Here is a 24,135-nt window from a genome sequence, read left to right as displayed (position 1 = left end):
AGATGTGTATAAGAGACAGCCCTCCTCCAGCGCCCAGCGCCTGAGCAGCAATGCTGGCGGCGAGGGCCGCGAGCTCAAGATCCGCCGCCTGTACCAGGAGGCGCGCGAGCTGCAAGGCAAGTTCATCCGCCAGCTCAAGGCGGGCGAGCCCATCGATATCACGCCGCTCGCCGCCGTGGCCGAGGAGATGGTGGACACCATGTTCAGCCATGGGGATGCCATGCTCTGCCTCGCCCGGATCCGCGCCAAGGATGCCTACCTGATGGAGCACTCCATGAACGTGGCCATCCTGCTCGCCAACTTCGGCCGCTACCTGGGGCTGGAGCGCAGCGTGATCAAGGAGCTCACCCTGGGGGGCCTGCTGCACGACGTGGGCAAGATCATGACCCCGGACGAGGTGCTCAACAAGCCGGGCAAGCTCACCGACGAGGAGTTTGGCATCATGCGCCTGCACGTGGTGCACAGCCACGACATCCTGCTCGCCACCGCCGGCATCACCCCCACCATGCTGGAGGTGGCAGCCAATCACCATGAGCGGCTCGACGGCAGCGGTTATCCCCGCCATCTGAAAGGGGAGCAGCTCTCCCTCTACACCCGCATAAGCGGCATCGTCGATGTTTACGACGCCGTGACGGCGGACAGGGTCTACAAGCAAGGGATGCAGCCGACCCAGGCGTTCCGGATCCTGCTAAAGGGGGCCGATCACCACTTCGATCGGGAGCTGGTGACCCGCTTCATCAAGTGCATGGGGGTCTATCCGGTCGGCACCCTGGTCCAGCTCTCCAACCAGCGCCTCGCCATCGTCATGCAGCGCAATGCCCAGGAGCCCCTCAAGCCAGTGGTCAAGGTGATCTATCACGCCGGCCAGCGCCACTATCTGGAGGTGCAGTGGCTGGATCTCGCCAAGAGCGGGGTGCAGGAAACCATAGAATGCACCGTGGATCCCAAGGAGTTTGGCATCAAGCTCGCCAACTTCGTCTAACGACTCTGAGCCCCGGGCGCCTGCTCGCGGCAATAGCGGATAAGAAACTCCTCATCCAGCGGCGACAGATCAAAACGCACACTGGCTTCCTCGATAGAGCGCAGATCGTGCTGATGGTGTTCGCCCAGCCAGCGAATTGCGCGGCGCAAGTCTTCGCCATGGGGCAGCAAGGAATTATCGCTCATGGGGTTAGCTCCGGCCAAGGGGCCCGGGATGCCGGGCCCTCCTCCATAGTCTAGCGTCCCCTCTCCCTCCCGGCCTCAGCCGAAGGCCCGTTGCCAATCCTGATCGAATTTGGCCAGAGCCGCATCCACCGCCGGCACACTCAGCATCTGCTCGGCCACATCGAGCGGCAGGGTGATGGACTGGCAACCCGCCAGCAGGCAATCCAGTGCCTGGCGCGGGGTACGGAACGAGGCGGCCAGCACCTGGCTGCCTGGCACGTGAAGCGCCAGCAGCTGCTGCAACTCCTGCACCGTGGCGATGCCATCTCCCCCCTGGGCATCGAGCCGATTGACATAGGGCGCCACGTAGTCGGCGCCGGCCAGTGCCGCCAGCCAACCCTGCAGCGGGGTATAGACGGCGGTGCCCAGGGTCGGTACCCCATTGGCCGAGAGCGTCTTGATGGCCGCCAGCCCCTCGCCACACACCGGGATCTTGACCACCAGATCCGGGTCCAGCTCCCGCAGGGCGAATGCCTCGCGCACCATTTCCGTCTCGGTTTTCGCCATCACCTGGGCAAACAGCCGCGCCTTGGGGCCCAGCACCTCCCGCAGGGCGGGCAACAGGCTGGCCAGGGGCTGTCCCCCCGCCGCCGTGATGCTCGGATTGGTGGTGACTCCCGCCAGCGGCAGGATCCGTGACCAGCGACGTACCGCGGCCACATCGGCCGTATCGAGATAAAGCTCCATCTCTGACTCCTCAATGGGGATGTTCAAACTGTCACCATTCTAGCGCCGTCCCATCGACAAATTTATTGATCGACATCAAATCAACTTACGAACGAAAGTTAATAGAATGACATTCAAAGGCAGGTGACCGGTTTTATGACATGGCACCTCGGCTCGAGGCAAGGCAACACCAGCACGATGAAGAGGCCCTATGATTTTCGACCTGCAACGTTACTCCACTCACGATGGCCCCGGCATCCGGACCCTGGTGTTTCTCAAGGGTTGCTCGCTCGCCTGCCGCTGGTGCCAGAACCCGGAGAGCCGCTCCCCCAAACCGGAGCTGTTGTTCGACCCCAGGCTCTGCCTGCCCGGCTGCGAGCTCTGCCAACACGCCTGCCCAGATGCCATCCAGCGCCAGGATGATGCCCTTCGTATCGACCGCACCCGTCTCACCCGAGGCGATCTGCAGTCACTGCGAGAGCTCTGCCCGAGCGAGGCACTCACCGTCTGCGGCCAGGAACGGACGCTGGATGAGCTCATGAGCGATATCTTGCGGGACCGCGCCTTCTTTGAGCGCAGCGGTGGCGGCGTGACCCTCTCCGGCGGCGAACCCTTTATGCAGCCGGAGCTCGCAGCGACGCTGCTGGCTCGCTGCAAGGCCGAGGGGTTGCACACCGCGGTGGAAAGCTGCCTGCACGTGCCCTGGCAGCAGATAGCGCCCAGCCTGCCCCACCTCGATCTGGTGCTGGCGGATCTGAAACACGTCGATGAGCAGCGCTTCTTCGACTGGACCCGCGGCAAGGCGGATCGAGTGCTCGCCAACCTCAAGCGCCTCGCCGAACAGGGCATCCCCCTGCAGATCCGGGTGCCCCTCATCCCAGGCTTCAACGCGGATAAGGATTCCATCAAGGCCATCATAGAGGCCGCCGCCGGCCTGACCGGGGTGGAGGAGATCCACTTCCTGCCCTATCACACCCTCGGCATGGGCAAGTACGCCCTGCTGGGGTTGCCCTACGAGGCGCCAGAGCGGCCCCTTGATGATCTGGACTTGCTCAACTTTGCCCACGCCTATGCCCAACGTCAGGGACTCCCCCCTGTGACCCGAGGATAAGATCATGACCCAGCTCGACTTGAATACCCTCAGCCCCCGGATCCACGCCCACAAGGAGAGCCTGATCCACATCATACAGCCGCCGGTCTGCACCGAGCGGGCCCGCCACTATACGCAAGCCTACCAGGCCCACCTCGCCCGCCCCCTGCCGGTGCGCCGCGCCCTGGCGCTGGCCCATCACCTGAAGGAGCGCACTATCTGGATCAAGCACGACGAGCTCATCGTCGGCAACCAGGCGAGCCAGGTGCGCGGTGCGCCGCTCTTCCCCGAATACACTGTAGGCTGGATTGAGAAGGAGATAGACGAGCTGGCCGAGCGGCCCGGCGCCGGTTTTGCGGTGAGCGAGGCCGACAAGAAGATCATTCATGGCCTCACCCCCTTCTGGCGCGGCCAGACGGTGCAGGATCGCTGCCTTGGCATGTTCACCGACGAACAGAAGGCGCTGCTGGAGAGCGGCATCATCAAGGCCGAGGGCAACATGACCTCGGGGGATGCCCACCTCGCGGTCAACTTCGAGGAGCTGCTCGGCAAGGGACTGGGAGGCCTGCAGACCCGCGTGAGCGAGCGCCGCGGCCGGCTCGATCTCGCCGACTGGGCCGATCTGCAAAAAGAGCAGTTCCTGCAGGGCGTCGCCATCACCCTCGATGCGGTGAGCGAGCATATCGAGCGCTACGCTGCCTTGGCGCGCGAGATGGCGCAGCAGGAGCCGCGCACCGAGCGCCGCGAAGAACTGCTGCAGATTTCCGCCAACTGCGCCCACATCGCCCACCAGCCGCCGGAAACCTTCTGGCAGGCGCTGCAGCTCTGTTACTTCATCCAGCTCATTTTGCAGATCGAGTCCAACGGCCACTCGGTGTCGTTTGGCCGCATGGATCAATATCTGTACCCCTGGTATCGCAGGGAGGTAGAGCTGTCAGAATCCCTGCCCCGCGAGCGTGCCATCGAGCTGCTGCAATCCTGCTGGCTGAAACTGCTGGAGGTGAACAAGATCCGCTCCGGCACCCACTCCAAGGCCTCCGCCGGCAGCCCCTTGTACCAGAACGTCACCATAGGCGGTCAGAACTGGCGCAATGGCGAGGCGAGTGACGCGGTCAACGGCCTCTCCTACGCCATTCTGGAATCCTGCGGCCAATTGAAATCCACCCAGCCGAACCTCTCGGTGCGCTACCACGCGGGCATGAGCGAGGACTTCCTCGACGCCTGCATCCAGGTGATCCGCTGCGGCTTTGGCATGCCCGCCTTCAACAACGACGAGATAGTCATCCCCGAGTTCATCAAGCTCGGAGTCAGCGTGGAGGATGCCCACCACTACGCCGCCATCGGCTGCATCGAGACCGCCGTGCCCGGCAAGTGGGGCTATCGCTGCACCGGCATGAGCTTCATCAACTTCGCCCGCATCCTGCTGGCGGCCCTGGACGGTGGCCGGGACGCCACCACGGGCCAGGTGTTCCTGCCCCAGTATCAGGCACTGCGGGATGGCAGTTTCGGCGCCTTCGAGGAGGTGATGGCGAGCTGGGACGAGCAGGTGCGCTACTTCACCCGCAAGTCCATCGAGATCGACTGCGTGGTGGACACTGTGCTGGAAGCCCAGGCCCACGACATCCTCTGCAGCGCCCTGGTGGATGACTGCATCGAGCGCGGCAAGACCATCAAGCAGGGGGGCGCTGTCTATGACTGGGTCTCTGGCCTGCAGGTGGGGATAGCGAACCTCGGCAACAGCCTGGCGGCCATCAAGAAGCTGGTGTTCGAGCAGGGGATCATCGATCAGGCCGTGCTGGCCGAGGCACTGGAGCAGGACTTCGCCGGGCTGTCCGGGGAGCTGCTGCGCCAGCGCCTCACCAATGCGGCGCCGAAATACGGCAACGATCAGGACGAGGTGGATCTGCTGCTGGTGCGCGCCTACCAGAGCTACATAGATGAGCTCAAGGGACTGCACAACACCCGCTTCGGCCGCGGCCCCATCGGCGGCACCTACTACGCCGGCACCTCCTCCATCTCCGCCAACGTGCCGTTCGGCGCAGCCACCATGGCGACCCCGGATGGCCGCCGCGCCAAGACGCCACTGGCCGAAGGGGCGAGCCCGGCGTCCGGCTCCGATCGACTGGGGCCGACGGCGGTGTTCAATTCGCTTGGCAAGTTGCCCACCGCGGCCATCCTCGGTGGCGTGCTGCTCAACCAGAAGTTGAGCCCGGCGAGCCTCGAAAACGAGCGGGACAAGGCCAAGCTGATGAGCCTGCTGCGCACCTTCTTCGAGGTGCACAAGGGCTGGCACGTGCAGTACAACATAGTCTCTCGCGAGACCCTGCTGGCGGCCAAGGCCGAGCCTGGCAAGTACCGGGATCTGGTGGTGCGGGTGGCGGGGTATTCCGCCTTCTTCACCGCCCTCTCCCCGGATGCGCAAGATGACATCATAGCCCGCACCGAGCACAGCCTCTGACGGCCCGGCATATTCGGTGAAAACCCACATTGTTGAGCGTTTTCACCGTCTTATCGCCGCAGGCACAAGATGCTATCATCCCGCCCATCGAGCACTGTCTCTGACGGGTACCTTCATGGCGGCCTCGGCCGCCATGCCATTTCATCGTTCGCACCGAGCCCTTGCCATGAATCTACGCCGCCAACAGATCCTCACCCTGGTCCACCAGGCTCACAAGATGAGCGTGAGTGAACTGGCTCAACACACGGGCGTCTCCGAGGTGACGGTGCGGGGCGACCTCAACGCCCTGGAAAAACAGGGGCTGCTCAAACGGGTGCACGGCTCAGCCATGGCTCTCGATAGCGACGATCCCGACGCCCGCATGAACATCAACTATCTGCTGAAAGAGCGGCTCGCCGAGCGGGCGGCCCAGCTAGTGGAAGACGGGGAGACGGTGTTTATCGAGGGGGGCAGCGCCAATGCCCTGCTGGCTCGCCACCTGGCCCTGCACAAACGGGTCACCATCATCACCATCAGCAGCTTCATCGCCCATCTGCTCAAGGACACCCAGACCCAGGTCGTGCTGCTGGGGGGCCTCTATCAGCAGCAGAGCGAGAGCGTGGTCGGTCCGCTCACGCGCCTGTGCATCGAGCAGGTGCACTTCTCCAAGGCCTTCATCGGGGTCGACGGTTTCCACCCCGACACCGGCTTCACCGGCCGGGACATGATGCGGGCCGACGTGGTCAACAGCGTGCTGGCCAAGGGGGTGACCAACATAGTCATCACCGACAGCAGCAAGTTTGGCGCCATCCACCCCAGCCCTCTCGGCGCTCCGGGCCAGATAGGCGTGCTGGTCACAGACGATGCCCTCACCGCCCCCATGCGCAGCGCCCTCGAAGCCCGCGGGGTGACCCTGCACTGCGTCGCGGCCTGAGCCGCCATCTGACCGACTCCCCATTACATATCTCGGGTTGACGCCCCTCACCCCTTAGCGGTTATGCTCGACCCTCTGCCCGTGCGCCGGCCCGACCGGCGACTTCTCTTCTATCAAGCCGTGCAGGCAAACAAGGACGTCGCATGCAAGCCAAGGACAAGTGTCTGGCCGCCCTGGTCATTCTCTGCTGGGGACTCAACTTCGTGGTGATCAAGTGGGGGCTGGAGGGGATACCGCCCCTGCTCTTGGGGGCGCTGCGCTTCATCGGGGTGGTGTTTCCCGCCATCCTGCTGGTGCCCAGACCCGCCATGCCCTGGCGCTGGCTGCTCGCCTATGGTGGCGCCATCAGCCTGGGGCAGTTCGCCTTCCTGTTCAGCGCCATGAAATTCGGCATGCCGGCGGGCATGGCCTCCCTGGTGCTGCAATCCCAGGTGCTGTTCACCCTGCTGTTCGCCATGATCTGGCTGGGGGAGCGCTGGCAGACCCACCACTGGGTAGCACTGCCCCTGGCGGGATGCGGCCTCTACCTCATCGCCGCCAACGGTCAGGGCAATCTCACCCTCATCGGCTTCGCGCTAACCCTGTGCGCCTCCGCCTGCTGGGGCCTTGGCAACGTCATCAACCGCCAGATTGGCCTGCGCTATCAGACCTCCCTGCCAAGCCTCATCGCCTGGGGTGGCCTGGTGCCCATCTTGCCGTTCCTCGCCCTCTCCTGGCTGTTCGAGGGGCCGGAGCGCATCACAGAGAGTCTACTGCACTTCAGCTGGCAGGGGCTGCTGTGCGTGCTCTACCTCTCCCTGATTGCCACCTGGCTCGGCTATGGCCTCTGGGGACGGCTGCTGATGCGCTATCCGGTGGCTCAGGTGGCGCCCCTCTCCCTGCTGGTACCCTGTGTCGGCATGGTGACCGCCGCTTTCTTGCTTGATGAACACCCCAACGCCTTGCAGTGGCTCGGCTCCGCCCTGGTGCTGCTCGGCTTCGTGGTACATGTGCTGGGAGGGCGCATGACGCTGTTCAAACCCCAGACACAGCGCTGAGGCATTGACCAGGCGAGGGAAACTTCCCATATTGAAACAGGCCCTGATGGGCCTGTTATCGTTGGAGTTAGGCAGGACGCCCATCATCAGGAGAGCAAGGATATGCTGCACCCTTCGTCACCGACCATTTCACTGTTACCGCGTATTTTACGATTCACTACCATTGCTATTGCGCTGTTTTTTAGCACGTTGAGCTGGTGTGTGGCCTTGCCGGCCGATCTTGTGTGGGAGAGCAACGACACAGACCCCGTCTACGCCGATCCCGCCGCCCAGCGTGGCGGCACCTTTCACGACTTCATGACCAGCTTCCCCCTCACCTTGCGCAAATACGGGCCGGACTCCAACGGCGGCTTCGCCGGTTATATTCGGGAGGGCACCCTGCCCCTGCTCGCCACCCACCCGGTCACCGGCAAGCCCATGCCCATGTTGGCGAACCAGTGGGCGTTCGGGGCCGACAACAAGACCCTCTATTTTCGCATCAACCCCAAGGCCCGCTGGTCGGACGGCCAGCCCGTCACCGCCGACGACTGGCTGTTTACCCTGAAGATGATGCGCAGCAAGGAGATAAACGATCCCTGGTACAACAACTACTACTCGACCCAGATCCAGGACGTGACCAAGTTCGACGACCACACCCTATCCATCACCAGCGGCACCGAGAAGAGCCGGGAAGATCTGCTGGACTCCCTCCCCTTCGCCCCCGAGCCGAGCCACGCCATCACACTCACAACCAACTGGGTCAAGGAGTACAACTGGAAGGTGCTGCCGGTCACCGGCGCTTATCGGCTCGACGAGGTGAAGAAGGGCAAGTCGGTGACATTTGTGCGGGTCAAGGATTGGTGGGGGGATGGCGAGCGCTACTTCCAGCACCGCTTCAACCCGGACAGGATAGAGATCAAGGTGCTGCGGGATCAGAACATCGCCTGGCAGCACTTCCTGCGCGGTGAGCTCGACACCTTCGGGCTCGTCATGCCGAACTGGTGGCACGACAAGAGCAAGACCACCGAGTTCGAGAAGGGCTATATCGAGCGCCTCTGGTTCTACACCCAGACCCCCCAGTCCCCCATGGGACTCTACCTCAACACGGCCGATCCCCTGCTCAAGGACCTCAACGTGCGGCTCGGCATCCAGTCTGCGCTCGCCATCGACAAGATGATCAGCACCCTGCTGCGGGGGGATTACCAGCGCCTCAACACCTATGGCTCCGGCCAGGGGGCCTTCACCAATACCGAGATCAAGGCGCGCCCCTTCGATCCCAAGCTGGCGCGGGACTACTTCGCCAAGGCGGGTTTCACCAAGACGGGGCCGGACGGCGTGCTGCAAAACGACAAGGGGCAGTCACTCTCCCTCACCATCACCTACACCACGGCGGAGCACGCCCAGCGGCTGACCCTGCTGCGGGAAGAGGCGAAGAAAGCGGGCCTCAATCTGGAGCTGAACCTGATGGATGCCTCTGCCGGCTTCAAGTCCATGCTGGAGAAGAAGCACCAGAGCGCCTGGATGGGCTGGAGCACGGGGCGCTATCCCGCCTACTGGGAGCATTTTCACAAGGTGAACGCCAACAAGCCCCAGACCAACAACATTATGAACATCGATGATGACGCCATCTCCGCCCTGGTGGAGCAGTACGACAAGGCGTTCGACTTTGCCAGGAAGGCCGAGCTGTCGCGCCAGATCCAGCAGCGGCTCTATGAACTCGCGAGCTTCGTGCCCGCCTATCAGGTGCCCTACACCCGGGCCGGCGCCTGGCGCTGGGTGAAATTGCCCAAGACGCCGGCAACCCCCCAGAGCGATGCGCTCTATTGGCCACTGGATGGTGCCAACTCGGGTTACAGCTACGGCGGCCTGTTCTGGATAGATGACAAGGTCAAACAGGAGACGCTCACGGCCATCAAGAGCGGTCAGGGCTTTCCGCCCGTGACGGTGGTCGATACCCGCTATCAGCAGCCCTGAACCTGAGGGGAAAAGACCTCCCCTATGAGAGCGGGTTTTTATCCATTGCAATAAACAAAAGACCCCGCTACTTGGCGGGGTCTTTTTTTGCAGCAAGGCAAGCGGCGAGGCTTAGCCGCGCTTGGCTTGCTTCTGGGCGATGGCGTCGGCCACGTCGGCCGGCTCCAGCACTATGCCTTCCTGATCCGGGGTCGGGAACACGGCGACGCAGAGCTCATCTTGCTCCATGCCGTCGACCCAGCGCTCCAGCCACACCTTGAGGGTGATGGATTGCGGCTTGCAGTCGGCCCACTCGCCCTCGGCCCAGGCCTTGGCGTATTCCGGGTGCGGCCAGACCGGGATGCAGTCTTCATCTTCGGTGGTCAACATCATGACGCCGTGTTCGTCGGTCAGGACAAACAGCTCTTCGTGCTCGACCAGCTTGCTGATGAAGTGATCAAAGCGGTAGTCGGCGTTCAGTTGCAGCGCAGCATTGCGCTCGGTGTCGCTAAGTTCATAGCTCATCGGTCAAGTCTCTCATTCAATAAAGGGCGACATGTTCACATCTTGCCGGCGGCTTGTCCAGCAGGAGCGCGTTATCGGCGGGCGGTTCACGCCAGGGTCGGGGCCACGAGGGCAACGCCTGGCGTCTCGCTCAGGCGCTGGCGCAGCCAGTAGGCAGACTCCACCTCCACGAAGCAGAGCTGCGCCCGCCCGGCCTGGACCCCTTGCATGATCTGCTCGAAGCGCGCTTGCTGCTGCTGCTCCCAGGCAGAGGCCAGCTTGGCACCGTGGGCCTCGTCCACCACCTCACGGCGCAGCTCGAACAGGTTATCGGTGATCGGGCTGTTGATCTTGGCCGGGTTGCTCCAGTACATCAGCAGGTTGTCCATCATCTCCTCGTCGTAGCTCGCCAGCGCGTCGAGTTCGGGGGTATCTCCTCCCTCGCTGGTCGCAAAATCACACCAACCCGAGGCCAGCGACGCCAGCACCTGATGAGCTCGCCCATGCTGATGCAGCGCCGTCAGATCCGTCCCCTTGATGGCAGGCAGCCACAAATCCCCCTGATGTGCATCGAGCAGGGGTAATAGCAAGGAAGGGGCATAGACTGGAAAACGGGGGGCAAGCCTGTGCAGCAGAGAAACCAGAGTGACTGTGATCATGAGCGACGCCTTGAGCTGGAAGGCCGGGAGCATGCCTGGCCAAAAAGACAGAAGAGGGACTATTCTACCATGTTTAATGGTCGACGGGCGGGCCAGCCCGCTTGTCCGCGTTGGGAGTGCGGCCAAAAAAGCAGCGTTCGCACCGCGCCAGCCCTGACAAAGCCCAATAGTTTGAGCCAGCGCCCACTAAAGTAAAACCGGGAATGCTAGTTTGCATACATCTTTAGCGTAAGGAGTGCATCCATGAGTGGGATCGACCAGGTTTCTGACGATTTTGTGAATGAGCTGAAAATACTGGCATGCTTTGATCCGGCCAACATGAGTCAGGGGATCAAATTACGCAGCGACATGTCTGAAGAGCTGTGCCTGGCGGCAGAGCGCCTGCATCAGCAAGGGCTGATCAGCGCCGCCGACGGTGGCTATCTGACCCCCTTCGGCATGACCATGCTCGAGCATCTCCAACACCTGCTGGTGGCACTCAAGCCGAATTGATCTCCTGTGGCGCCCAGAGGGAGAAGTTAAGCAGCTCCCAGCGCGCGCCCTGCTTCAGTAAACAAGCAAACAGCAAAGGACCTTCGGGTCCTTTTACCTTCCCATCCACCAGCCACTCCCCCGCCCGCTTGGGAACCGAGCGGGCAGCAATCTCCTCAGGCACATCCATCTTCCCCAGACGGACCTGCACGAACTGCTGGCACACGGCAACGGCCTCTTTTGCCGCGGGATCCGGTGCGGGAGCGTCGGCAGAAACCAGCAAGGAAGCGGTCAACAAGAGTGATGGGAGCATGGTGATTGGCACGAATCAGAGGTGAGTTAAGAATATGCCATAAACAAAAAGCCGCGACACCAGAGGCATCGCGGCTTTCTTAAATTCTGTATAAGAATTACAGAGCAGTTACGTTCTCAGCCTGCGGGCCTTTCTGACCTTGGGTCACGGAGAACTGTACGCGCTGACCTTCAGCCAGGGTACGGAAGCCGTTACCGCTGATAGCGCTGAAGTGAACGAAAACGTCCGGGCCGTTTTCTTGCTGGATGAAGCCAAAACCTTTGGTTTCGTTGAAAAACTTAACGGTACCGGTGATCATGTTAGACATATCTTTAACCTGTATTCAAAATAATTACTTATGCTTTTCAGCGGGTAAAGCTCAAAAACGGGATTTACTTATGAACAACAGGAAAAGATGCAAAACATCATATTCATTGACATAACAATCGCCCTTTCAAGCTGGCTTAGATTATACGTGCCTTTGTCGATTACGCAAACAAATTTGTGCCCTGCCAGCGGCAGGGCACAAAGCCTTATACATCAGCGGATTCGAGTGCCTGAACCAGGGCTTTGAGGAAGCGTGCCGCCTCCCCGCCGGTGCAGGCGCGATGGTCAAATGTCATCGACAATGGCAGCGCCCGCACCGGCCGCGCCTCCCCGTGGATGAAGACCACTTTTTCGAACAACTTGCCCGCCCCTATGATGGCCACCTGCGGTGGCGTCACTATGGGGCTGGCGTAACGGCCCGCGATGGCGCCGAAGTTAGTGAGCGTGATGGTCGCCCCTTGCAACATCTCCCGCGGTACGGCACGCGCCTTCACATCGGCGATCATCCGATCCAGCCCCTGACGGATATCCGCCCGCTCCCGTTCGGCCACGTTCTCCATCACGGGCACATAGAGGCCATGTTTAGAGTCAACCGCAATGGCCACGTTGACCTCGTTGAACAGCCGCCTTGACAGGGTATCCCCGTCAAACCAGGCGTTCATGGAGGGCTCGGCGCGGCACGCCACCCCGATGGCCTTGATGAGGCGCACGGTCACGTCTTCATCGGCGCGCCAGTGGCGCAGGTCCACCTCGTCGGTGAGGCTGACCGGCACCACCGTCTTGTGGGACAGTTCCATCGCCTTGGCCATGGCCCGGCGCGAGCCCTTGAGGAACTCGTTACCGCTCTCCTGCATCGCCTCGAACGCCACCTGCACGTCCTGCTCTGTCACCATGCCGGCGCTGCCGCTGCCCTTGATCTTGTCGATGTCGAGGCCGAGTTTTTGCGCCAGCAGCCGCACCGCTGGCATGGCCTGTACCAGGCTGCCACCGGGGGCCATGGCGCCGACCACGAAGTGATCCTCGATGTGCTGCTGATGGGCGCTCACCTTGCCCACCACTGTGCCGTCGTCCTCACCACCTTCAAACTCCACCAGGGGGGCACCGATGTGGAGGATGTCCCCCTCCTGGCCGCACAGACGGGCGATGACCCCGGCCACCGGCGAGGGCACATCCACCAGCGCCTTGGCGGTCTCCACCGATAGCAACACCTGATCGATACTCACGGTATCGCCGGCGCTCACCTTCCATTCCACTATCTCGGCCTCGGCCAATCCTTCGCCCAGATCCGGTAATTTGAAAAATTTCATGACCCGTTCTCCATCCGCTGGGAAATCACCGCACGTTGAAAAATTCCATGCCTGTCGCTTGCGCGGTCGTTCAACCGCCCATCTGTGTACAAGGTCATAGCCAATTTTTCTCCATCAGCTGGTGCGCCGCATCCGCAATATCCTGCTCTGTGATGAGGTAATACTCCTCGTTGCGATAGTAGGGCACGGCGGCATCCACCCCGGTGAGGCGCTTGGGCGGCGCCTTGAGAGAGGTCAGCGCCTCCTCGGTGACCCGCGCCACTATCTCGGCACCGACCCCGAAGCTGCCGCACGCCTCGTGCACCACCAGCAGCCGGCCAGTCTTGCGCACCGAGGCGAGGATACTCTCCATGTCGAGCGGCTTGATGGTGGCCAAGTCCAGCACCTCACACTGGATGTCCCGCTCCGCCAGTTGGGCGGCGGCCCTCATCACCTCCTGAATGCAGGCACCCCAGGCGACTATGGTGAGATCTCGCCCCGGTCTCAGGGTGAAGCAGACATCGAGTGGCAGGCCGATACCGTCATCCACCACGTCGGATTTCATGGAGCGGTAGATACGATCCGGCTCGAAGAACATCACGGGATCCGGGTCGCGGATGGCGGAGAGCAGCAGACCATATGCTCGCTTGGGGCTGGAGGGGATCACCACCCGCAGACCCGGGATATGGGCGAACAGCGCCTCCACGCTCTCGCTGTGGTGCTCCGGCGAGTGGATGCCGGCGCCATAGGGGGAGCGGTAGACCAGGGGGCAGGAGAGCCGGCCGCGGGTGCGATTGCGCATACGCGCCGCCTGACAGATGATCTGCTCCATGCCGGGGAAGATGAAGCCCTGGAACTGGAACTCGGCCACGGGCTTGAGCCCCTGGGTGGCCATGCCGACCGCCACCCCGGCGATCAGCCCCTCGGCCAGCGGCGTGTCTATCACCCGTTTGAAACCGAACTTGTCGCGCAGCCCCACGGTGGCGCGAAACACCCCGCCGTTGACTCCCACGTCCTCGCCGAGCACCACTACGTCCGGGTCTCGCTCCATCTCGTGATGCAGCGCCAGATTGATGGCTTCGAGCAACGTTATTTCACTCATGCAGCCTCCCCAAGCCCAGAGCCATCTCGTGATGCCATGTCGGGCGGACCGCTTCGAGCAGTGTGATTTCACTCATGATGTGTCTCCCCGCCGTGGGCCTGCATCCCCTTGGCGATGATGCGCTGACGCTGGGCGCGATAGTCCCGCGGCAGCTCGGCGAACTGGTAGTCGAGCAAAGTTTCCGGCGCCTGGGGCGCCGTGCCCTCGTAGGCGGCGACGGCGCGCTCGACCTCACGGGCGGCTTCAGACAGCAAGGCCTGCTCCTGCGGCTCGTCCCACCAGCCCTGCTCGGCCATGAACTGGCGCAGCCGCTTGACCGGCTCCTTGGCCCAGGCAGCTTCCACCTCGGCGGATTCCCGATAGCGGGTGGCGTCGTCGGCTGTGGTGTGATCCCCGAGCCGGTAGCTGACCGCCTCGATCAGGGTCGGCCCTTTGCCGCTGCGGGCCCGCTCCATGGCGGCGCGAGTCGCCTCATAGACGGCCACCACATCGTTGCCATCGACCTGCAGGCTGCGCACCCCGGCCCCTATGCCCTTCTGGGCCAGGGTGGGGGCGCTGGTCTGCAGCTTGCGCGGCACCGAGATGGCCCACTGGTTGTTGTTGATGATCATCACCATGGGCAGGTGCCAGACGCCGGCGCAGTTGAGCCCCTCGAGGAAATCCCCCTTAGAGGTGCCCCCATCGCCTATGGTGACCACGGCGACTCTCGGTTGATTGCGCAGCTTGAAGGCCGCGGCTATGCCGGCGGCATGGGTGATCTGGGTAGCGATGGGCACGCAGATAGGTAAATCTTCCGATAATTCGCCATCTGGCTTATAGAAGACACTGCCCCGCTCATCCCCACCCCAATATTGCAGGTTTTGCTCCATGGGCACGCCTCTCACATAGAGGGTCGGCATGTCCCGGTAATAGGGTACGTAGACATCCTCTGGCCGCATGGCGAGCCCGACCCCGATCCCTACCGCTTCCGCCCCCAGGTGGGAGGGAAAGGTGCCGAGTTTGCCGGTTCGCTGCAGCGCGATCGCTTTCTTGTCATAGCTGCGCACCATCACCATGTTGCGGTAGAAGGTGTGCAGTGTCGCCTTGTCCAGCCAGGTCGGCAGTGTCGCGACCGGGCGCCCCTCCTCATCGAGGTAACGAAGGAAAGGGATGTCGACATGGGTCATAACTGGCTCCTTGCCGTTGTCAACGTCACCACCATGAGGTGACCCTCAAAATGTAAACAACATGTTAACTTGGTGACAATGGGATTTCGTCAGGTTAGACCAGTAGAAACTTCTTTAATTTCAGAAAGAAGATGAGATTTTCGGCGAGCAGGAACGAAGAAGGGAGCCCTTTCGGGCTCCCTGTCAGGGTGATTTCGGGATCACTCCCATTCTGTGTTCTGCCCCCGCGGCCGCTTGGGGCGCCACTTCGGCGGGCAGAGATGGTCTCAGATCACTCCCACAGCCGGGTCGGCACCACCAGCAGCATGGTGCGCTGGCCGATGGCCACGTTGGCGTTGGGGAAGACCACCGCCTCCCGCGGTTTCTCTACCCTGTACTGCTGATCCCCGTCTTCTGCCAGCACAAACCCCTGGGGAAACTCGGTGAAATTGTCCACGTCGCTGGCAAACAGGAAGCGGAACTGCTCGGAGCGCTTGTTGATCACCCGATCGATGGCGAACAGGGTGAAGTCATCCGCCCGCCAGGGCTCGAGCGCCATCTCATCCTGAGTCACCAGCTCCTGCAACGCCTGACGCGCCTCGAGGAAGCGGGTCATGTCGTTCTCGCCAAACGGGCGCACCTTGCCGAGCTCTACCGTGAAGGCGTGGGCACCGTGGCGATGGGAGCTGTAATAGCTGAAGGTGGTGGTCGGCCCGCCGGAGAGCAGTATGGTGCGCACCCCGCAGGCGCCGAGGAACTGCACCTGCTCCCTGCAATGGGGCCGCTCGTGGGGGAAGGGGTAGACCGCAAACTTCTCGTGGCGCGAGCCGCGAATGGCTGTGTGCAGATCGTAGTGATAGCGGGGCCGCGCGGGGTCGGCGAAGAAGCGGCTCACATACTGCTCGAGACGCATGGCGCGAATGCGCTCCCGGTTGCACAGCCCCTCCCCCTTGCTGTGGGCGCCGGAGAAGAGACGGTTCATGTTCTCCTCCACCTCCCGTAGCCCCAGGTTCATGGCCGCCGGGTTGCCAAACAGGAACAGCACCCGATGACGGGTCTGCAGCTCACCGCTCAGCAGCCTGGTCAGCAACTGGTTGCAGATCTCGATGGGGGCCGTCTCGTTACCGTGGATGCCGCAGGAGAGCACTATGTCCTTGCGACCGCCCGGCTCGTCGCCCGCGCCGCTGGTGGGCTCGAGGCAGAGCACCCCGGTGTCCCACACGTTGACCGCATCACCGTTTGGCAGTGCATAGGAGAAAGGCTCGAGCTGCCACTCGTGGCGGCGGGTCAGGGCCAAAAAGTCATGCTGGGGAATCATCCATCTCACCCTCTTGTCAGTTCACACTTGTCGATGTCAGACAATGCGGATTATACGCAAGGCGTCCCGGCTTCAAATCAGTTTTTAAACAAATTCAAACAGTAAGGATACAAATGTGACAACAAACGATGACAAGTGACGCTATGGGGGTGGCGAGTGGAAAGCGTGGACGAACAGGGCATTCAAACGGGGCGGTGCGAGGGGAGATCAGACCAGTGATGGCGGTACAACAGGGATTATGGGTAAAGAAACACTATCAGCAGAAAAACGAGGCATCCATGCCCGGTCGATCAACCACGCCAGAACGGCTTGGTGGTCTCTTGATAACGGTCGGCTTCGTTCAAGCCGATGTCTTTGAGCAGGTAGGCGGGCAGCTCGGAGAGCTGGCGACGGCTGCGGCTGCGTTCCAGCCAGGTCAGTACTGTCATTTTCACACGAGCCATCAGATTCGATTGGCTGGAATGCTGGTAACCGGCTTCGGTATAAGTCATGTTGGCCATGGGATGGCTCCTCTGAAAGGTTCTGCACAAGGTTCAAATCAGTTGCGCAAAGCTTAGTCAGGCAGAGGAGGCGTCTCAATTGACGAATTTTGATACAAGACATTAGTAAAACTAATGGCGAATAACGCCATGCCACGAATACCAAATTATTGATTTTAAATGAGAATGCGTTCTCATCATTCCGATTTTTTCCCCGACAGCATTTTCTGCTGCATGGTGCAGTTCTAACTATGCACTTTCTCAAATTAGGTATGCAGTCATTGGATCAGGCGATCCGGCTGGCAACCTCGGGTTTACAGTCAGTTGTTAATCAAGCGATCTTTTGTTGATCCTTATTTAACAGGAAGATACAAAACGAAAACACTCAAATGGCTATCAGATTTGCCCCTCGCCTTGGGAGAGGATCGAAGAGGCACTTGGCGCCCTAATGGCATGCTGGTATGTTTATTTATACAGTAGTTTAGCCAGCCCCCTTGTTCGTCCATCACGGACAAGAATGGCGCCGATCACAGGATTTGCCGATGGATACCTTTACTCCCACCGCCGCCCTGCGTCAACAGATGTTGGTGCTGGAAGATGCCCTGGCCCGCCTCGCCCGGTTGCTCGCTCAACTCGAGCCGCTGGAAGCCCATGTCTATCCCCTGCCCGCCGTCCCCTTGGGGGAAGAACACGATCCCATCGAGGCTATCGACGTGGGTTCTCTGGACGGCGAGGCCGCGCTGACCGCCACCCTGGCCGCCTATCAGGATCACAGTGCCCGCCCCGGTTGCTCCACCAAGGCAACCCACAGGCTGCCGGGCTGGCTGCGCTTCCCCGTCGCCAGTGCCGACCAGCTCGCCCCGCTGATTGAGGAGATCAACGGCCACAAGCTCGCCTTCAAGGCGCTGGTGCAAGAGGCCGGCGGGCGGGATGAGAAGTTCGAGCTGGTGCACGGCGCGCTGCCCGGCGTCATCACACTGCAGGTCTATCGCAAGCTGACCCTGCTCCAGGGGGAGCTGCATTCCCTGGGCTTTACCTGGGCCGACAAGCAGAGCATCAGCCGCCTGACGCGGGAGCAGGTGCTGGAGATGCTGGAGCGCAGCCGCCGCTATGTGCCGGCCCTGTCGGACAACGAGGAGTGGAGCAAGATGGTGGATCAGGAGGTGTATGACATCCGCCGCCTGCCGGCGGACGTTGAGCTGCGGATCCGGCGGCCGGTCAAGACCCACCCCATGATCAACCTGCTGTGGCAAGACAGGGAGCCGCGCAAGCAGCAGCTAAAAGCGAGCCTGCCCCTGTTGCTCTGCTCGGATACCCAGCCCAGCGTCACTCACCTCGGCCACTATCCACCCAAGCTGCGTCAGGCGCGGCGGGATCGCAAGATAGGGGGCGAGGCCATCATAGAGCGGCTGCACCTCTACCGTTATCAGGGATAACGCCCACCGACGAGAGCTAACGTCAGCGTTGGCGCCATCAGGCCTGCCGGCAATCGACTGGTACCTCTCAAATGACAAGGGGATCGCCATGATGACGATCCCCTTGTTCGGACGATCTGGCCGATGCCATCAGCTCATCAGCAGGGCGCGCAGGCTCTCCACATCCAGCCCACGCACCTCGGACTGGCCGCTCAGCAGGCCATCGGCCAGCGCCCGCTTCTCGTCGTGCAGCGCCACTATCTTCTCCTCCACCGTCTGTTCGCACACCAGGCGATAGACGGTCACCGGCTGGGTCTGCCCCATGCGGTGGGCCCGATCGCTCGCCTGATCCTCTACCGCCGGGTTCCACCAGGGGTCCAGGTGCAGCACTGTATCGGCCTGGGTCAGGTTCAGACCCGTACCACCGGCCTTGAGGCTGATGAGAAACAGGGGCACAGGTTCGTGGCGAAAGCGCAGGATCGACTCCTGGCGGGACTTGGCGGAGCAGCCACCGTCCAGATAGCAGTAGTCCCACTGCTTCTGTTCGATACGCGCCCGCAAGAGGCTCAAGAGATCCACGAACTGGCTGAACACCAGCACTCTATGGCCGCCGTCGATGGCCTCTTCCAGCAGCCCCATGGCCTCGTCCAGCTTGCTGCTGGTCTGGGACCATTCCGGCATCACCAGCTCGGGTGAGCAGCAGAGCCGGCGCAGCCGGGTCAGGCCGCTCAGCACGTGCATCAGGGCGCGGCCATCGGCGCTTTGCACCTGCTGCACCACCTCGCGCCTGGTCGCCTCGTAGAGCTGACGCTCCTCGGGGGAGAGGCTGATGTGATGGATGATCTCTGTCTTGTCCGGCAGCTCGGTCAGCACCTGTTGCTTGAGGCGGCGCAGGATGAAGGGGCTGATCACCGCCCGCAGCAACGCCATGTGCTGGGGATCCTTGACCGCCTTGCCGAAGCGGCGCTTGAACTCCCCCAGGCTGCCGAGCAGGCCCGGGTTGATGAAGGTAAACAGGCTCCACAGCTCGCCGAGGTGGTTCTCGATGGGGGTGCCGGAGAGGGCGAGGCGAAAATCACCGTCCAGCTGGAACAGCAGCTTGGCGCGCTGGGTGCCGGCATTTTTGATCTGCTGCGCTTCATCCAGCACCATGCTCGCCCAGCGCCGGGACTTGAGGGCCTGGGCCAGGCTGCCGAGCATGCCGTAGTTGACCAGGATGATCTGGCCGGGCTTGGCGTCCTGGATCAGCGCAGCCCGCTCGGCCGGGTTCTCGAACACCACCACCTCGAGCTCGGGGGCGAAGCGCGCCACCTCCTCCTGCCAGTTGGTGACCACTGACTTGGGCACCACCACCAGGGCCGGGCCCAGGTGCTGGCGCATGCGCAGCACGATCAGCGCCTGCAGCGTCTTGCCAAGGCCCATGTCGTCCGCCAGACAGGCGCCGAAGCCATGGTGAGCCAGGGTCGCCATCCAGCGCACCCCTTCCTTCTGGTAATCCCGCAGCGCCGTCAACAGCTCGGGCGGGCACTCCACCTCCTGCTGCCACTCCTGCTGCAGTGCATCCCAGGAGTCATCCCCGGCTGTGGTCACCGCCGACAGCAGGCGAGCCAGCGGATAGGCCAACTTGTTGTTGATGCGCTGATCCGTATCCAGCATGGCGCCGAGCATGGTCAGGCGCTCCACCAGCTTGTCGCTCAGCATCAGACTGGTCTTCTCGTCCAGCTGGACCGTGCGCTGGCCCGGGGTGAGCTGGCGCAGGATGAGGCGCAGGTCGAGGATCTGATGCTCGTCCAGCGACAAGGCTCCCTCCACCTGGAACCAGTCCTGACGCCGCTCGATGCGAAGACTCAGGGCCGCCTCGTCGAGGCTCTTGAGCCGTGCGCTGTCCTGATGCCAGTGAATGACCACTCCGGCCTCCACCAGCTCGGGCAGGGAGTTGACCAGGGTCAGCGCCTGCTCACCCTCCAGCTTCCACTCGTTGCCCGGCAGGCCGATGGGCAATTGATTGCGCAGCAGCTGGGCCTGGCCCTTCTCGGCGGCCAGATCCCGTTGCCAGTAGTGATAATCCCGCACGCCCTGACGGACGATGGCCTCGCCTTTGCCGAGGGGCAGCGGTGGCAGCTCCCCCTGCCGGGTCACCAGCTGGACCACCAGCTGGCCATCCTGCCAATCCAGTTGCACCGAGGGAACGCCCGGCCAGGGGGAGAGCTCGGCATTGCCCTTGAGCCCAACCACCTGGCTGTGCCAGGGCAGACCCGGGATGGCGTCCAGGGTGCGTTGCAACTCGGCGAGGCCGGTCTCGGGCAACTGGGGAATGGACTCCAAGGCAGGTAATCTGTCTACCAATGCCTGAGGTGTCAGAATAAGCTGCCACAAATCCTGCGCCAGCGGCACAATATGTGCCCCACGGGCGGCCGCCGCCGGGCTCAGCAGGGCGCTCATGCCCTGGCCGTCATCTCTTTCGACGATCTGCAGCAAGGGTGCACCTATGGCCAGTTGCAACTTCTGCCCTTTGGCATTGAACAGACGGGGGTGCTCAGCAAGAGGCCCCCAGGCGTCTCGCGGCAGCTTGCTCATCCCCCGTGGCAGGGTGCGCACCAGCGCCCAGTCCGCCTCATCGAGTAAGGCGGCATACTGGGTGGAGAGCAGGGCCGGATCGACCCGGCGCCCCGCGGTCCACTCCCCCTTGGTGCTCTGCTTCTGGATCTTGCACTCGAGCTCCGGGCCCTCGGCATGGAGCAGCCACACCAGCCGCTCCTGCGCCTTGCGCACGCCGCTCGAGCGCCCAAGCCCTTGCAACCAGTTCAGCCAGCTGGCCGAGGCGGGGGTCTTGTCTTCGTCATCGTCATCGCTCGCCTCAGTGCCCGAGCCTGAACGCAGCTGTTGCAGCGGGGGATGTTCCGCCCCCGCCCCCAGCAGCAGGCGCAGCAGATCCTGGCAGAAGGCCATCAACCTGTGGTGGGGCGCCGCGTCCAGCAGATGGGAGAGATCCCACTTGTGCAGTATGGCGACCTGGGGGCTCTGCTCCCCGTGGCGCGCGAGGGCGCAGAGATCGAGCCAGAGGTAGCCCCAGTGCAGCTCATCCAAGGGCAGTTGCAGGGTATCGAACAGGCCGACCGCCTGACCGTGGCGATCACCGGCCCACTGGCCCAGCAGATCCGCCAGCAGCGGGCTCTCATTACCGAGGCTGCGCTGCCACTTCTTGCGCTGCTCGCTGGCAAGCACGGGGTCCGCCTGCTGCAACCAGCCGAGCCAGAGCAGGGCACTGAAACTGGAGGGCCAGGCAGGCTGGTCCGCCTCGCTCTGCCCCTCCACCTTCCATTGCGCCAGGGCGGCGAGCAGGCGCTCGCCGAGGGGTTGCTCATCAGTATGTTCAGCCAGTCGCTGCAGGGCCGGCCAGTGAGTGGTTACCTCGCCCCTGGCCTCGTCGGTGAGCGGGCCACAGAGCCAGTCCCACTCGGCGGCCAACCCCTCGGTCTCGCGGGAAAGCGCGGGCGCGCAGGCGGCGGTGGCCGAGCGTAGCGGCCAGTGCGCCTGTGGCTCGGCATCGAGCAGGGTTTGCAGGGCGAAGTGCTCAAGCAGCAGCCGCTGCCAGGCCGGGCTCGAGCCCGCCAGCAGGCGATGGGCATCGGGCAAATCCAGCAGACTCAGGAGCTCGGCGCTCTGGTAGTAAGGCGGGATCTGACCCCCCTCCCCCAGACAGAGTTCACGCACCAGCCCTTGCGCCAGCTCCTGGCCGGTGACCGACGGCACCCGGGACCAGTCCGGCATGGGGCAATGGCCCCCCCGCACGCCCAGGATCAGCGCCAGGGTTCCCTCCGCCGTCAGGCTCCACTGCTGCTCCCCCCGCAGTCGCACCAGCCCTTGCTGCTGCAACTGCTCCAACTTGCTCGTCAGCCTCTGCCCGGGGGATTGCGGCCCTTGCCGGACGTCTGCTTGGGGCAAGCAGTCGAGCAAATGGCGGGTACTGGCGGCGCGCTGCAGTTGCAGCTCGCTGAGCAGGGCATAGCAATCCGAAGAGAGGGTGAAGGCTGACATCAGAACTCACGGGCAGGTGCAAAGGCGGAATTTTAACGGGAAAGCGGCGGCGGCTCGACCCTTAAGCGCGATTTAGTACAAAAAAAGCGGGCGAGTTCATAAAACCCGGCAGCAGGCGCGAGACGGTAAGTGGCGACAAGAGGCAGGAACGCGGCTCGATGGCAGAAGGATGGCGGACGTTGGGCTCACACTGCAGCCAACGGCGCCGGGCAATAAAAAAGGCGCCTTGGCGCCTCTTTGCATTGAGCGGATAAGCGGGCTCAGCCTTCCAGCTCGGCCAATCGCGTCTCCAGGGCCTGCAACCGGGACTTGAGGCTCTCGACCTCCTCCTCCAGCTGGGCCAGGCGATCGGAGGCGGGAGAGGTGTGGTGGCTGACGGGGGCAGCTTCAGCCAGCGCCTGCAGATCGATTTCACCGCTGAACAGGTGGGCATAGCGGGATTCCCGCTTGCCCGGCTCACGGGGCAACTTGACCACGTAGGGCCCCTGCTCGGCGAGCCCGGCCAGCACGGCGTCCACCTGGGTCACGTCATCGAAGCTGCACAACCGGTTGGTGCGCGAGCGCAGCTCTCCCGGAGTCTGCGGGCCGCGCAGCAGCAGCTCGCAGATGATGCCGAGCTCTTGCGCCGTGAACTTCAGCTCGCCAAATTCGGTGTTGCAGAAGCGGTGCTGATAGCGGGGCACCCGCGCATTGAAGCCGGCGGTATTGACCACCAGGCGGCGACGGATCAACTCGTCGATCACGGCGCGGATATCCAGCTCGGAGAGCTCCAGCACGGGCTCGCGGTTGCTCTTCTGGTTGCAGGCATTGACCAGTGCATTGAGCGAGAGAGGGTACTGATCCGGCGTGCAGATCTCTTTCTCGATCAGACAGCCGATCACACGCGCCTCGAGTGGGCCTAGTACTAACTCCATTTCAACCTCTCTTGCCAAACGTTAAGGCCGTTATCTTAGCCAAGGCGCCCGTGTCGTCCAGCACTGAACCGCATTTTTGCGACAAGCGGAAACCCTTGATGAAACATCAGCCAATCCGCCCGCAATTTTAGACTCAATGAAACCCCTCCAGGCCGTGCAGGATCCCGCGAGATGCCGGCTTGCCGGGGTGATGGGCTCCCAATCGAGTGGGCTAGTGTCGGCCCACTGCGTATCAAGACCGGGACAGCCAGGTTGACGGTCCTGATCAGAGCGACTTGTCAACGCTGGTGTCCGAGCCCGAGGTCAGGATGCGCACCCTGTCCCCCTTGTTGAAGCTGAGCTTGGGATCGCTCGGTTGCACCACGCTCAGCAGCTTGCCCCCATCTGTCTTGACCTGCAGCTCAACCGACTGCACCGTCTGGGTGCTGCCTTGATCGCCCTGACGGCGGCGGGACAACTCGGCCCCCGCCACGGCGCCGGTGACGGTGGCGATGGTCTGGCCCGAGCCCCCGCCAATCTGGCTGCCAGCTGCCGCCCCCAGCGCCGCCGCCCCTATGGTGCGCAGCGGTCTGGCGCCATGATGGGTGGATGTGCTGGATGAGGTGATGAGGTGGCTCTCCTGCACTGTGCCGTATTCAACCTGGGCACTGGTGCCGGCCATGGCGGATGAGGTGGTCAGGATCAGCAGGCTGGCGCCAATGAATGCACGTTTCTTCACGATATAGACTCCGATGGCGAATAGGAGCCCGGTGATCCGGGCAACCGATGAATGGCTTGTAGAGGATTGATAGCTCCTGCCATTTTCCAACGAGACTACACCGCCAAAGCTGACTGCAAGCTTGCCTGAAATGGAAATGATAACGGCCGCAAAGCGGCCGTTATG

The 24,135-nt window shown here is 62.7% G+C and carries 22 protein-coding genes; 8 read left to right on the top strand and 14 right to left on the bottom strand.

Annotation, left to right across the window (positions count from 1 at the left end; all coding sequences use genetic code 11):
• Positions 1-982, top strand: a 982-nt coding sequence (locus tag CUC44_RS09800) for an HD-GYP domain-containing protein (RefSeq protein ID WP_100859787.1), incomplete at its 5' end; no start/stop codon positions are given.
• Here the strand turns inward: CUC44_RS09800 and CUC44_RS09795 are convergent.
• On the bottom strand, positions 979-1,167 hold the full coding sequence (locus tag CUC44_RS09795; protein WP_100859774.1) for a hypothetical protein: 189 nt from the start codon (positions 1,165-1,167) through the stop codon (positions 979-981). The genes CUC44_RS09800 and CUC44_RS09795 overlap by 4 nt on opposite strands.
• Before the next feature lie 75 nt (positions 1,168-1,242).
• Positions 1,243-1,893: a fructose-6-phosphate aldolase gene (gene fsa / locus CUC44_RS09790; RefSeq protein WP_100859773.1), complete on the bottom strand. Its 651-nt coding sequence runs from the start codon at positions 1,891-1,893 to the stop codon at positions 1,243-1,245.
• A 190-nt stretch (positions 1,894-2,083) separates the two neighbouring features.
• On the opposite strand from fsa, the gene CUC44_RS09785 reads away from it, so the two are divergent.
• The 5 genes from CUC44_RS09785 to CUC44_RS09765 all read left to right on the top strand — a co-directional run bounded on the left by CUC44_RS09785 (position 2,084) and on the right by CUC44_RS09765 (position 9,323).
• Positions 2,084-2,983, top strand: a complete 900-nt coding sequence (locus CUC44_RS09785; protein WP_100859772.1) for a glycyl-radical enzyme activating protein — start codon at positions 2,084-2,086, stop codon at positions 2,981-2,983.
• A 4-nt stretch (positions 2,984-2,987) separates the two neighbouring features.
• A complete protein-coding gene (locus CUC44_RS09780; RefSeq protein WP_100859771.1) occupies positions 2,988-5,420 on the top strand; it encodes a formate C-acetyltransferase/glycerol dehydratase family glycyl radical enzyme in 2,433 nt (810 codons plus the stop codon).
• Between the two features lie 166 nt (positions 5,421-5,586).
• Complete coding sequence (locus tag CUC44_RS09775) at positions 5,587-6,333, top strand: DeoR/GlpR family DNA-binding transcription regulator (protein WP_100859770.1); 747 nt, start codon at positions 5,587-5,589, stop codon at positions 6,331-6,333.
• 143 nt (positions 6,334-6,476) lie between these two features.
• Entirely contained in the window at positions 6,477-7,370 is an 894-nt protein-coding gene (locus CUC44_RS09770) for an EamA family transporter (protein WP_100859769.1), read from the top strand.
• 102 nt (positions 7,371-7,472) lie between these two features.
• Positions 7,473-9,323, top strand: coding sequence for an extracellular solute-binding protein (locus tag CUC44_RS09765; RefSeq protein ID WP_100859768.1), 1,851 nt, complete (start codon positions 7,473-7,475; stop codon positions 9,321-9,323).
• A gap of 111 nt (positions 9,324-9,434) precedes the next feature.
• On the opposite strand, the gene CUC44_RS09760 is transcribed toward CUC44_RS09765, so the two are convergent.
• Positions 9,435-9,827: a DUF2750 domain-containing protein gene (locus CUC44_RS09760; protein WP_033130508.1), complete on the bottom strand. Its 393-nt coding sequence runs from the start codon at positions 9,825-9,827 to the stop codon at positions 9,435-9,437.
• Between the two features lie 86 nt (positions 9,828-9,913).
• On the bottom strand, positions 9,914-10,465 hold the full coding sequence (locus CUC44_RS09755) for a hypothetical protein (protein ID WP_100859786.1): 552 nt from the start codon (positions 10,463-10,465) through the stop codon (positions 9,914-9,916).
• A gap of 243 nt (positions 10,466-10,708) precedes the next feature.
• Here CUC44_RS09755 and CUC44_RS09750 point away from each other — a divergent pair, with 243 nt between their 5' ends.
• Positions 10,709-10,957, top strand: a complete 249-nt coding sequence (locus CUC44_RS09750; protein WP_100859767.1) for a TIGR02647 family protein — start codon at positions 10,709-10,711, stop codon at positions 10,955-10,957.
• On the opposite strand, the gene CUC44_RS09745 is transcribed toward CUC44_RS09750, so the two are convergent.
• From CUC44_RS09745 to CUC44_RS09715, 7 genes are all read right to left on the bottom strand, one after another.
• On the bottom strand, positions 10,944-11,249 hold the full coding sequence (locus CUC44_RS09745) for a hypothetical protein (protein WP_100859766.1): 306 nt from the start codon (positions 11,247-11,249) through the stop codon (positions 10,944-10,946). The genes CUC44_RS09750 and CUC44_RS09745 overlap by 14 nt on opposite strands.
• 97 nt (positions 11,250-11,346) lie before the next feature.
• The gene (locus CUC44_RS09740) at positions 11,347-11,556 is read right to left on the bottom strand and encodes a cold-shock protein (RefSeq protein ID WP_005331438.1); all 210 of its coding nucleotides are present in this window, start codon (positions 11,554-11,556) and stop codon (positions 11,347-11,349) included.
• 205 nt (positions 11,557-11,761) lie between these two features.
• Positions 11,762-12,862, bottom strand: a complete 1,101-nt coding sequence (locus CUC44_RS09735) for a dihydrolipoamide acetyltransferase family protein (protein WP_100859765.1) — start codon at positions 12,860-12,862, stop codon at positions 11,762-11,764.
• 94 nt (positions 12,863-12,956) lie between these two features.
• Positions 12,957-13,943: an alpha-ketoacid dehydrogenase subunit beta gene (locus CUC44_RS09730; RefSeq protein WP_100859764.1), complete on the bottom strand. Its 987-nt coding sequence runs from the start codon at positions 13,941-13,943 to the stop codon at positions 12,957-12,959.
• A 68-nt stretch (positions 13,944-14,011) separates the two neighbouring features.
• The gene (pdhA, locus tag CUC44_RS09725) at positions 14,012-15,109 is read right to left on the bottom strand and encodes a pyruvate dehydrogenase (acetyl-transferring) E1 component subunit alpha (protein WP_100859763.1); all 1,098 of its coding nucleotides are present in this window, start codon (positions 15,107-15,109) and stop codon (positions 14,012-14,014) included.
• A 271-nt stretch (positions 15,110-15,380) separates the two neighbouring features.
• Positions 15,381-16,406: a succinylglutamate desuccinylase gene (astE, locus tag CUC44_RS09720; RefSeq protein WP_100859762.1), complete on the bottom strand. Its 1,026-nt coding sequence runs from the start codon at positions 16,404-16,406 to the stop codon at positions 15,381-15,383.
• A 290-nt stretch (positions 16,407-16,696) separates the two neighbouring features.
• Positions 16,697-16,906: a DUF1127 domain-containing protein gene (locus CUC44_RS09715; RefSeq protein WP_100859761.1), complete on the bottom strand. Its 210-nt coding sequence runs from the start codon at positions 16,904-16,906 to the stop codon at positions 16,697-16,699.
• A 521-nt stretch (positions 16,907-17,427) separates the two neighbouring features.
• Between CUC44_RS09715 and CUC44_RS09710 the strand changes: the two genes are divergently transcribed.
• Positions 17,428-18,321, top strand: coding sequence for a DNA replication terminus site-binding protein (locus CUC44_RS09710; protein ID WP_100859760.1), 894 nt, complete (start codon positions 17,428-17,430; stop codon positions 18,319-18,321).
• A gap of 129 nt (positions 18,322-18,450) precedes the next feature.
• Here CUC44_RS09710 and CUC44_RS09705 read toward each other — a convergent pair whose 3' ends face one another.
• The 3 genes from CUC44_RS09705 to CUC44_RS09695 all read right to left on the bottom strand — a co-directional run bounded on the left by CUC44_RS09705 (position 18,451) and on the right by CUC44_RS09695 (position 23,970).
• Positions 18,451-22,338 (bottom strand): DEAD/DEAH box helicase, encoded by a 3,888-nt coding sequence (locus CUC44_RS09705; RefSeq protein WP_100859759.1) that lies wholly within the window; start codon positions 22,336-22,338, stop codon positions 18,451-18,453.
• Positions 22,339-22,598: 260 nt separating this feature from the next.
• Positions 22,599-23,252: a YceH family protein gene (locus CUC44_RS09700; RefSeq protein ID WP_100859758.1), complete on the bottom strand. Its 654-nt coding sequence runs from the start codon at positions 23,250-23,252 to the stop codon at positions 22,599-22,601.
• Positions 23,253-23,517: 265 nt separating this feature from the next.
• Positions 23,518-23,970 (bottom strand): glycine zipper 2TM domain-containing protein, encoded by a 453-nt coding sequence (locus tag CUC44_RS09695; RefSeq protein ID WP_100859757.1) that lies wholly within the window; start codon positions 23,968-23,970, stop codon positions 23,518-23,520.
• Positions 23,971-24,135 lie beyond the last annotated feature (165 nt).

The sequence above is a fragment of the Aeromonas lusitana genome (assembly GCF_002812985.1).
Lineage (GTDB): Bacteria > Pseudomonadota > Gammaproteobacteria > Enterobacterales > Aeromonadaceae > Aeromonas > Aeromonas lusitana.
This window is presented reverse-complemented; position numbering and strand designations above follow the sequence as displayed.